This is a genomic window from Actinoplanes sp. ATCC 53533 (assembly GCF_003947245.1).
The window spans coordinates 1-584 of record NZ_QHHV01000686.1 but is presented as its reverse complement, the minus strand read 5'-3'; the positions used below and the strand labels follow the sequence as shown (position 1 = coordinate 584).

Here is a 584-nt window from a genome sequence, read left to right as displayed (position 1 = left end):
TAGGATCGCCGCCGGTACGGGCGGTAGCTCAGTGGGTTAGAGCAGGGACTCATAATCCCTCGGTCGCGGTTCGAGTCCCGCCGCCCACAAGTGCGTCGCCGCGCGAACCGAGCGAGGTCGCGTGGGCTTCGCCTGGTGTCCTGCGACGGCGCAAGCCTTCGTTTTTTCGAATATCGGTATGCTGGGGTCATGGCCAGCACACTTCGTGAACGGACCGTTCTGCCGCCCGATGATCCGTCGGACATGGTCCGGCTTGCTCGCGGTTTGGCCCGGGTCACAGCTCCGGCTCAGGCGAGGCTTGTCGGCCCTGACGGCTCGCAGATTGACATCCCTGTCGAGTTGTACGGCGTGCTGCGTGACGTGGTGGTGGCACTGTCTGAAGGGCTGGCCATCACCATCGCCCCACACAACACGATGCTGACCACCCAGGAAGCCGCTGACCTGCTCAATGTTTCCCGACCGACCCTGGTCCGGCTGCTGACCGACGGCGAGATCGCACACACCATGCGCGGCCGGCACCGGCGGGTGCTGCTGCGTGACGTCCTCGACTATCGGGAGCGGACCCGCCAGGAGCGTCGGCAGGT

At 65.8% G+C, this 584-nt stretch carries 1 protein-coding gene and 1 tRNA gene; both read left to right on the top strand.

Translation table 11 applies throughout. The annotated features are described in order from the left end of the window. Positions 1-17 precede the first annotated feature (17 nt). A tRNA-Ile gene (locus DMB66_RS60645) sits at positions 18-88 on the top strand. A gap of 47 nt (positions 89-135) precedes the next feature. Beyond that, on the top strand, positions 136-584 hold a 449-nt coding region (locus DMB66_RS60640), incomplete at its 3' end, for a helix-turn-helix domain-containing protein (protein WP_233625657.1).